Genomic DNA, 8,944 nt, shown 5'->3' with positions numbered 1-8,944 from the left:
TTCGGCCTCCCGGGCGGGGGCCCTGGTCACAGCATGATCGCGATGCCGGTGTTCGGCCGGTGATGTGAAGAAGCTCCTGGTAGACGAGTTGATCATCACAACCCACACCGTCACAACCAGGAGCTTCCGGTGCTGTTCTATCGTGCTGCCGTCGATTTGTCGCGTCAGACCCTGAACTACGTCGCCGGGATGATCCGGCGGCATCGTAAGGCAATCGGGTCGGTCTGGCGGCGGCTCAATCCCGGCCAGCAGGCCCTGCTGGTCTTGGTCTACCTGCGCAAAGGCGAGACCTACACCGAACTCGGGGCCGGTTTCGGCGTCTCAACGGCCACCGCATGGCGGTACGTAGAGTAGACAGTGGCGCTACTGTCGGCGCGCTCGCCCAAGCTCGGGCAGGCGCTCCGCAAGGCCAAACGGGACGGACTGCACTACCTGGTGCTGGACGGCACGCTGATCCGTACCGAGCGGATCAAGGCCGACCGGCCCTACTTCTCCGGCAAGCACCGCGTGCACGGAATGAACGCGCAGGTCATCGCCTCACCGGACGGGACCATCCTGTGGACCTCCGGAGCCCTGCCCGGCAAAGCCCACGACCTGAGCGCCGCCCGCATCTGGGGCATCCTGCGCGACCTGGAGCAGGCCGACATCATCACCCTCGCCGACAAGGCATATCAGGGAGCCGAGGGCCCAGTCCTCACCCCCTACAAGGGCAAGAACAAGCCCGAATCCCAAAAGCAGGCCAACCGCTCCCACGCCAAACTCCGCGGACCCGGCGAACGCGCCAACGCCCAGCTGAAGAACTGGAAGACCCTCCGAAAGCTACGCTGCAGCCCCAGCAAGGCCGGCCACCTGTGCAAGGCCATCGCCGTCCTTCAAAACCACCGAGTCGCCCAGGCCGCGTGAGGATGAAAAAGGTTCAGTCTATTCCGCCATCGCTGCAGAGAGCTGAGCCCCGCCGAGCCCGCCCACGACCGTCTCCAAACAGGCTAACGCCACCATCATCGACAAGGCGCTGGACGACATGGCCGGGAAGCAGAATCGGCCGGGTGGGCCGGTCGGGAATTGTCCGGATGGTTTCGACAAGCTCTTCTTCCATCACGTGTGATCGCGTGGGATACTTCTGACTCAACAATGCTATGTGGTATCCGTCCTGCGCAGGCTGACGATGAGAAGCTTATCGGTATTCCGCGCCCTTTTTAGCGACGCGGCTATTGCTTCCCGCAGTTCGACGCTCGAGACCGCATCAACCGGGCGACCCTTGAGAGGTTCGAGGGTCAGTAGAGTATTCGCCCAACTACGCGATCTCAACTGTACCCAAGAGGGGGAACGGTCGCTCTCCACCGCCCACGAGCGAAGCTCAGGAGAATTCAGCGCCTTGCCCATGACTTCGTCTATTGTTGATCCGTCGATATCTAGAATTAAATACTTTGTCACCACGATCGAATCGGCTTCGGTGAATCTTGATGTAGCTTCGGCCTTCACGTTGCCGATTCGACGCATTTGCTGTACCAACTCGCCACGGACTTCCAGAGTCGTTCCCGCCCAAGAGCTCATGACTAGATACAATCCCATACACAGCGCGATACCACCGAGAGCTGCGAACAGAGCTACACGCTTCATAGCATCCTCACCGTTCAGTTAAGCCAATAGCAGTAACTAGCAACACACCTCCAGGATTCCCGAGCGGCTGCCCCTACCCAGCCAAAAATGTAGTCCCACCGCTTCTGCGCTTCCACGGAAGGAGCCTTACCGCCGCTCCTCCATTTGGCGAAGTCGTCCGGGTTTACCGCATAGGCGACAGCCGCTTCCCAGTCCGTTATTTTGCGTTCACGGTACTCCCCAAAGGCGGCCTTCTCTCTGATTACAACCGTCTCCTTCAGGTGACGCATATAAGCTGCAGCCAATTCAATGGCAAGGCCGGTTTTGAAATTGAGGATATCTGCAATCTGTTTATTGCTTAACCTTGCGCCTGCCGAAAATCCCGTCCGGCCAGGTCATGGCCTTGCGAAGCCCGGGGTGTGTAGGCGCTCCTCACTCGCCCGTGGAGGAGCACCGGTGCGGCATGATGATCGTTCGTGCTTCTTCGTCTGGCCTATCTGGCCGTCACGAACGCCTTCGCCGCCTTGCGGTTACTGCCGATGAGCGATCGTGACAAGGATGTCGAGATTCTCGCTCTGCGTCACCAGGTCATGGTCCTGCAACGACAGCTCGGCACCGATGTACGGGTGAGATTCACCCCCGAAGACCGCCTCTTCCTGGCGGCACTTCTGACCTCACTTCCCCGCGCAGTCTTGTGTCGGCTCCGGCTTGTCGTCCGCCCGGACACCATCCTGCGCTGGCACCGCGAGATCGTGAAACAGCGGCACGCCCGGACCTGCCGGCCGAAGCGCCGTGGGCGCCCGCCCACGGTCCGCTCCATCTGCGCCCTCGTCCTGCGCCTGGTCCGGGAGAATCCATCCTGGGGATATCGGCGGGTGCACGGCGAGCTCACCACACTCGGCCTCAAGGTCGCACCGTCCACGGTCTGGGAGATCCTCCAGCGAGAAGGCATCGACCCGGCACCCGAGCGGGCCTCCACCACCTGGGCCGACTTCCTGCGCACGCAAGCCGACGCGCTCCTGGCCTGCGACTTCATCGAGACCGTCACCCTTACAGGGCAGCGCCAGTACATCCTGGCCGTCATCGAGCACGCCACCAGGCGTATTCGTGTGCTCGGCACCACCGCCCATCCGACCGCGGCCTGGGTCACCCAGGCGATGAGGAACCTCGTCATGGACCTGGAGGACGCAAGCTGCCAGGCACGCTTCCTGATCCGCGACCGAGACGGCAAGTTCCCCGCACTCGTGAACGAGATCCTCGCCGAAGCCAGAATCCAGACCGTACGCACCGGCATCCAGATGCCACGCATGAACTCCATCATGGAACGGTGGGTGCAGACCTGCCGCCGCGAACTCCTGGACCGCTGCCTGCTCTGGAATGAACGTCACCTACGCAACGCCCTGGCCGAGTACGAACGCTTCTACAACGAGCATCGCGCTCATCAAGCCCTTGGCCAGGCGGCACCACTACGCGCCGTCCCCGACCCGATCACCGACCCGGCGCGCGTCATCGCCCTGAACGTCCGCCGACGCGACCGGCTCGGCGGAATCCTCCACGAATACTCACATGCCGCTTGATCTGCACGGACGGAATTTCCGGCAGGCGCACAGCCGCCACGGCCTGTACCGCTCCAGGAGAGGACCTTCGAGGACATCACCGTGGAGCGGCCGCATGCAGATGGCGGGCATGATCAAGTCTTGACGCAGTTCCAGGCACAACCTAGATCGAGGCGCCGATCAGATCTTCCGGATGGGTGCTCTCGTGGCCTTCTTATGGGTCTGGCCTGACAACTAGGGGCGAGCCGGGATCCGCAGCGCCCGGCCGCGTGCCGGGACCGTGCCGAAGAGCAACCGGCGAGCAATCAACGGCCCGTCTCGGCCCTGCCAGAAGGCTACGAGAACCGAGAAAGCCCAGGTCAGACGGGGTGCCGAAGGGTAGGGCGCCCGGGGCTCGAACCCGGAACCTACGGATTAAAAGTCCGCAGCTCTGCCAATTGAGCTAACGCCCCTTGCAACATGCAGCGTACCGAGGTTACCCGTCAGTACGCGACCGGCTTCCCGCCGGTCACGATAACGTACGCGTCCCGTCGAAGCAGGTGTGAATCCCGCACCGGCCCGACGGACGCCGGTGCGGGGCGGGCGGGTCAGCGGTAGGCGGACAGGCCGGTCAGGGCTTCGCCCAGGACCAGGGTGTGGATTTCCTGCGTCCCCTCGTACGTCAGGACGCTTTCGAGGTTGTTCATGTGGCGGATCACCGGGTATTCGAGGGTGATGCCGTTTCCGCCCAGGATCGAGCGGGCCTGGCGGGCGATGTCCAGGGCGGCGCGGACGTTGGCCAGTTTGCCGAAGCTGACCTGGCGGGGATTCAAAGCGCCTGCGTCCTTCAGGGCTCCCAGGTGGAAGGCGGTCAGGGAGGCCTGGGCGGTGCCGACGTACATCCAGGCGAGCTTTTCCTGGGTCAGCTGGAAAGCGCCGATCGGCTTGCCGAACTGGACTCGGGTCTTGGAGTAGTCGACGGCGGATTCCAGGCAGGCGCGGGCGGCGCCGACCACGCCCCAGAGGATGCCGAAGCGGGCTTCTGACAGGCAGGACAGGGGGCCCTTCAGGCCGGAGACCTCCGGCAGGACGGCGCTGGACGGCAGGCGGACGTCGTCGAAGTAGAGGGAGGAGGTCACCGACGCCCTCAGGGACAACTTCTTGTGGATCTCAGGGGCGGAGAAGCCGGGCGTGTCGGTCGGGACGACGAAGCCCCTGATGCCCTCGTCGGTCTGCGCCCACACGACCGCGACGTCCGCGATCGACCCGTTGGTGATCCACATCTTGGCGCCGTTGAGTATCCAGTCGGAGCCGTCGCGCTTGGCGAAGGTGCGCATGTTGGAGGGGTCGGAGCCGTGGTCGGGCTCGGTCAGGCCGAAGCAGCCGATCGCCTCGCCGGCCGCCATGCGCGGGAGCCATTCCTCCTTCTGCTCGGCGGAGCCGTACTTCCAGATGGGGAACATCGCCAGGGAACCCTGTACCGAGACGAACGACCGCAATCCGGAGTCCCCCGCCTCCAGCTCACGACAGGCCACGCCGTAGGAGGTGGCGTCGGTGCCGGCGCAGCCGTACCCCTCCAAATGCATGCCGAGCAGGCCCAGTTCGCCCAGAACGGGCGCGAGCTCGCGGGCGGGGAAGGTGCCCTGTTCGAACCAGTCGGCCACGTCGGGGAGGACGCGGTCGGTGACGAAAGACGTGACCGTGTCACGGATCAGGCGCTGGTCAGGGTTGAGCCGATCGTCTATGCGCAGCAGGTCTTCCATGACGGTCCTCTCCTCGCGTAGGGGGCTACCAGGGTTCTACCAGGGGGAATCCCGATGTGCGAACGCCGGGTCCCAGGGCAGTCTTGAGGCATGAGCGAATCGAACATCAAGCAGCTGCGTCGGACCAACAAGGGCAAGATCGCCGGTGGCGTTTGCGCCGGTGTCGGCGAGTACGTGGGGATCGACGCCAACCTCATCCGGATCGGCCTCGCGGTCGCGACCCTGTTCGGCGGCCTGGGCGTCGGCCTCTACGCCATCGGCTGGCTCCTCATCCCCGAAGAGGGCAGGAACGAGTCGATCGTCCAGGACCTGATCGGCAAGCAGCAGGCCAAGAAGAACGACGACGTCTGGCAGCAGTGATCAGGCGGTGGCTCGGGCGCGCACCCGGGCGGCGATGTCACCGCGGGACTCGGTCCAGACCATGGCGAGCACGGCCGCCGAGGTCACTCCCATGACCCCGGCCAGCGCGACCACCGGCTCCGGGCCGAGTCTCTCCGCGGCGAATCCGCCGATCAGGATGCCTATGCCCTGCACGGCCATCAGCCCCGACTGCACCAGGCCGAACGCCTGACCCCGGCGTTCGGCCGGAACACACTGGACGAACGCGGCATTGGCCGCGAGCTGATAGGCGCCTCCGATGCCGGACAGGATCCACAGCGCCAGCACGACGGCCAGCGGCGGCCGCATCGCCGACAGAATCAGCGGGGCGCAGCTCAGCATCGCCATCCACCCCATCATGCGCAGACGTCCCGATGGCGTGACGAACCTGCTGAAAAGGAACCCGCCCAGCACCGTGCCCGTCGGCATCGCCGCCATCAGCAGGCCGGTGACGACGGCGACCGGAAGCTCCGAGCTCAGAGTCGCCGCATACGGTACGGCGATGCCCTCAGGAAGCACGTAGAAGCCGCAGAGCCACGCGAACAGCACCAGCGTCCGCAACTTCTTGTCGCCGAACACGAGCCCGGCTCCAGCCCGGGTCATGGTCCACATGGAAGGTTTCGCGCCTTCGCGGGTCGCGGACGCGCGCCGCCGTACCCCGGAGACGAGGATCAGCGCGGAGGCGAGGAAGGTCGCCGCGTCGAGAGCGAGCGCGCGGTACGGCCCGAGCGTCGCGATCAGCGCGCCACCCGCGGCGAACCCGAGCATCTGGACGGCCTGGTTGGTCATGTTCTGCAGCGCCGAGCCGGCGACATAGCGGTCACCGACCAGGATCTCGGGCAGCAACGCCGCCCGCGCGGCCGAGAACGGCGCGCTGAGCAGCACGACGAAGAACACCAGCCCGCACAGGACGGGGAACGGCATGCCGGGCACGGCCATGCCCGCGACCAGCAGCGCCCGCAGGACGTCACACGTGATCATGACGCCGCGCCTGGCGAACCGGTCGGCGAGCCCGGCGAGCAGTGGCCCGCCGAGGATCGACGGCAGGTAGGTGAGCGCGTAGACGGCCGCGGTGGCGGCCGCGGACCTCGTCCGGTCATATACCAGTACGGCCAGCGCCACCTGGGCCAGCTGGTCCCCGAGCAGGGACAGGCCTTGCGCGTACCAGAGCGCGCGGAACTCGCGTATGGCGATGACCTCGCCGTACGTCGCCTGTCGCTCGGCGGCGCGTCTGTGCCGCCCCGGAAGCCTGGCCCCCATAGGACTCCGCTGCGCCTGACTCAGTGTGTTCGGTATGTCACCTAAGGTGCCCGATCACCTGGCACGCCGCAACCGAAAGCTTCCAAGCACTTGCAAACTGTCATCGCCGGGGACGGCTTACCAGCCGAGCTCGTGAAGTCTGGCGTCATCAATCCCGAAATGATGCGCGATCTCGTGCACGACGGTGATCTGCACTTCTTCCACCACATCATCTTCGGTGTCGCACATCTGGCAGATGGGATTGCGGTAGATCTCGATGCGGTCGGGCAAGACTCCTGCGTACCAGTCGCCACGCTCGGTCAGGGGGATACCGGTGTACAGCCCGAGGAGGTCGGGCTCCGGGGGGTCATCGACCACCACAACCACGACGTTGTCCATGAGCCTGGTCAGCTCCGACGGAATCGTGTCCAATGCCTCGGCCACGAGTTCCTCGAACTTCTCCCGCGGAACCTCGATCACAGTTTCCATTCTGCCCTGTCCGTCAGGTAAGCAAGAAAGCGTATGAAGTACCTGAAGTCCAGATGGGTCACCTCCGTCGCGGTCCTGTTCGTCGCGGCGGTGGGCGCATGGCTGGGCATAGTCCTCAGCGGTACGGTCCCCGCCCAGATCGGCCCGGTAGAAACAGGAATGTCCCTTCGACCTGCCTGGAAGGGCGAGACGATCGTCGACGCGAGCCCGCTCGGCACGCTCACCTTCCGCACCCACGACGCACCGCTGCGCCTGCGCATCACGCTCGAGAACATCGACCAGGAGCAGGCCAGAGCGCTCATCGAGGACCCACGCCTGGCCGACCGGCTGCCCGGCATCCTCGAACGCGACCTGCGCGAGGGCGTGAGCCTGCTGATCATCCGCTCGCTGCTGTGCGCGGGCGCGGGCGCCCTGGTGGCCACCGTTCTGGTCTTCCGGCGCCCCAGAGTGGCCCTCATGGGGCTTCTGGTGGCCTCCGTGGCTTTGGCGGGCACCGGCACGCTCGCGGCCGTCACGTTCAAACCGAACTCCGTCCTCGAACCCCGCTACTCCGGGATCATCGCCGCCGCGCCCTCCCTGGTGGGCAGCGCCGAGTCGATCGTGACCAAGTTCGAGTCGTACCGCGCCCAGCTCACCAAGCTCGTCACCAACGTCTCCAAGTTGTACGACACCGTGCGCGACCTGCCCGTCTACGACGCCGACCCCACCTCGATCCGGGTCCTGCACGTCTCCGACATCCACCTCAACCCCATCGCCTGGAACGTCATCCGCTCCATGACCGACCAGTTCAAGGTGGACCTCATCGTGGACACCGGGGACATCTCCGACCATGGCAGCAAGCCGGAGAACAAGTTCGTGGAGGAGATCGGCAAGCTCGGCGTGCCGTACGTCTTCGTGCGCGGCAACCACGACTCGGCCATCACGCAGAAGGCCGTCGCCCAGCAGAAGAACGCCATCGTCCTCGACGACAAGGCCGCCGAGGTGAACGGCCTGCGCATCTACGGCCTCGGCGACCCCCGCTTCACGCCCGACAAATCCGTACCCGTCGACCCGGACCTGTCCCGCCTGGAGCAGTTCGGCCGCTCCCATGCGGTACGGCAGGCCGCCCCACCCGACCTCGTCGCGGTCCACGACCCGACCATCGCCAAGGGATTCTCCGGATACGCGCCGATGATCCTGACCGGCCACTCCCACCAGAGATCGACCACCGTCCTGCCCTCCGGCAGCCGCGTCCTCGTCCAGGGCTCCACCGGCGGAGCCGGCCTGCGCGCCCTCGAACACGCCGAACCGACCCCCGTCCAAGCCTCTGTTCTGTACTTCGACAAGAAGACCAGACGCCTCCAGGCCTGGGACGATGTCACGCTCGGCGGCCTCGGGGAGCAGTCGGTGCACATCCAGCGTCACGTGGAGCAGAACCCTCGACGTATGATTTCTCCAGAGCCAACGAACGCCCCGTCGCCAGCGGGATCGGTCACAGGCACGACGACGCCGGCCGCCGGTCCGCCACTTTGGCATGAGGGGCAATCGTCCCCTATGCTTCAGAGGTCTCCGACGGAAGACGTCAGGAACAGGATGCGAATCCTGAGCCCCCATCGTCTAGCGGCCTAGGACACCGCCCTTTCAAGGCGGCGGCACGGGTTCGAATCCCGTTGGGGGCACGGCTTCACCGGAAAACCGGCTGGTCGAAGACCACCGAAAGACTGGTAAGCTAAGCGAGGCCGCGAGGCCGAGCGAACAAGGTCCTGTAGAGCAGTTTGGAGTGCTCGCCACCCTGTCAAGGTGGAGGTCGCGGGTTCAAGTCCCGTCAGGACCGCTCTGGGTCAGGTAGCTCAGTTGGTACGAGCGTCCGCCTGAAAAGCGGAAGGTCGGCAGTTCGACCCTGCCCCTGACCACCTTTCTTGAACAGCCAGAACACCCCGAAGCGAAGATCGCTGCGGGGTG

At 65.2% G+C, this 8,944-nt stretch carries 7 protein-coding genes, 4 tRNA genes and 1 pseudogene; 7 read left to right on the top strand and 5 right to left on the bottom strand.

The window, feature by feature from the left end; translation table 11 throughout:
• Positions 1–129: 129 nt before the first annotated feature.
• Positions 130–903 (top strand): annotated as a pseudogene (locus ACIBHY_RS34765) (transposase family protein).
• 231 nt (positions 904–1,134) lie between these two features.
• Here ACIBHY_RS34765 and ACIBHY_RS34760 read toward each other — a convergent pair.
• Positions 1,135–1,620, bottom strand: coding sequence for a hypothetical protein (locus ACIBHY_RS34760; protein ID WP_397308904.1), 486 nt, complete (start codon positions 1,618–1,620; stop codon positions 1,135–1,137).
• A 455-nt stretch (positions 1,621–2,075) separates the two neighbouring features.
• Here ACIBHY_RS34760 and ACIBHY_RS34755 point away from each other — a divergent pair, with 455 nt between their 5' ends.
• Positions 2,076–3,176 carry an integrase core domain-containing protein gene (locus tag ACIBHY_RS34755; protein ID WP_397259246.1) on the top strand — a complete coding sequence of 367 codons (1,101 nt, stop codon included), beginning with the start codon at positions 2,076–2,078 and terminating at the stop codon, positions 3,174–3,176.
• Between the two features lie 358 nt (positions 3,177–3,534).
• On the opposite strand, the gene ACIBHY_RS34750 is transcribed toward ACIBHY_RS34755, so the two are convergent.
• Both ACIBHY_RS34750 and ACIBHY_RS34745 read right to left on the bottom strand, forming a co-directional pair.
• Positions 3,535–3,607, bottom strand: a tRNA-Lys gene (locus tag ACIBHY_RS34750).
• A gap of 135 nt (positions 3,608–3,742) precedes the next feature.
• Positions 3,743–4,897 (bottom strand): acyl-CoA dehydrogenase family protein, encoded by a 1,155-nt coding sequence (locus ACIBHY_RS34745; protein WP_397252592.1) that lies wholly within the window; start codon positions 4,895–4,897, stop codon positions 3,743–3,745.
• Between the two features lie 90 nt (positions 4,898–4,987).
• On the opposite strand from ACIBHY_RS34745, the gene ACIBHY_RS34740 reads away from it, so the two are divergent.
• A complete protein-coding gene (locus tag ACIBHY_RS34740) occupies positions 4,988–5,257 on the top strand; it encodes a PspC domain-containing protein (RefSeq protein ID WP_379609306.1) in 270 nt (89 codons plus the stop codon).
• Here ACIBHY_RS34740 and ACIBHY_RS34735 read toward each other — a convergent pair whose 3' ends face one another.
• Positions 5,258–6,535, bottom strand: coding sequence for an MFS transporter (locus ACIBHY_RS34735; RefSeq protein ID WP_397308903.1), 1,278 nt, complete (start codon positions 6,533–6,535; stop codon positions 5,258–5,260).
• A gap of 117 nt (positions 6,536–6,652) precedes the next feature.
• Complete coding sequence (locus ACIBHY_RS34730) at positions 6,653–7,003, bottom strand: metallopeptidase family protein (protein ID WP_379609304.1); 351 nt, start codon at positions 7,001–7,003, stop codon at positions 6,653–6,655.
• Positions 7,004–7,036: 33 nt separating this feature from the next.
• Between ACIBHY_RS34730 and ACIBHY_RS34725 the strand changes: the two genes are divergently transcribed.
• From ACIBHY_RS34725 to ACIBHY_RS34710, 4 genes are all read left to right on the top strand, one after another.
• The gene (locus ACIBHY_RS34725; protein WP_397252593.1) at positions 7,037–8,611 is read left to right on the top strand and encodes a metallophosphoesterase; all 1,575 of its coding nucleotides are present in this window, start codon (positions 7,037–7,039) and stop codon (positions 8,609–8,611) included.
• Positions 8,589–8,661 (top strand) — tRNA-Glu (locus ACIBHY_RS34720). Before ACIBHY_RS34725 ends, ACIBHY_RS34720 begins: the two co-directional genes overlap by 23 nt.
• Before the next feature lie 80 nt (positions 8,662–8,741).
• Positions 8,742–8,816 (top strand) — tRNA-Asp (locus ACIBHY_RS34715).
• A gap of 5 nt (positions 8,817–8,821) precedes the next feature.
• A tRNA-Phe gene (locus ACIBHY_RS34710) sits at positions 8,822–8,895 on the top strand.
• Positions 8,896–8,944 lie beyond the last annotated feature (49 nt).

Origin of the sequence: Nonomuraea sp. NPDC050547 (genome assembly GCF_044457345.1) — a bacterium.
Lineage (GTDB): Bacteria > Actinomycetota > Actinomycetes > Streptosporangiales > Streptosporangiaceae > Nonomuraea.
The sequence above is the reverse complement of the archived record's forward strand: the minus strand, read 5'-3'. Positions and strand labels throughout refer to the sequence as shown.

Bases quoted from the DNA above. Each gene is read 5' to 3' on its own strand.
- ACIBHY_RS34745 (WP_397252592.1), bottom strand. From the start codon at position 4,897: ATGGAAGACCTGCTGCGCATAGACGATCGGCTCAACCCTGACCAGCGC.
- ACIBHY_RS34740 (WP_379609306.1), top strand. From the start codon at position 4,988: ATGAGCGAATCGAACATCAAGCAGCTGCGTCGGACCAACAAGGGCAAG.
- ACIBHY_RS34725 (WP_397252593.1), top strand. From the start codon at position 7,037: ATGAAGTACCTGAAGTCCAGATGGGTCACCTCCGTCGCGGTCCTGTTC.
- ACIBHY_RS34735 (WP_397308903.1), bottom strand. From the start codon at position 6,535: ATGGGGGCCAGGCTTCCGGGGCGGCACAGACGCGCCGCCGAGCGACAG.
- ACIBHY_RS34730 (WP_379609304.1), bottom strand. From the start codon at position 7,003: ATGGAAACTGTGATCGAGGTTCCGCGGGAGAAGTTCGAGGAACTCGTG.
- ACIBHY_RS34760 (WP_397308904.1), bottom strand. From the start codon at position 1,620: ATGAAGCGTGTAGCTCTGTTCGCAGCTCTCGGTGGTATCGCGCTGTGT.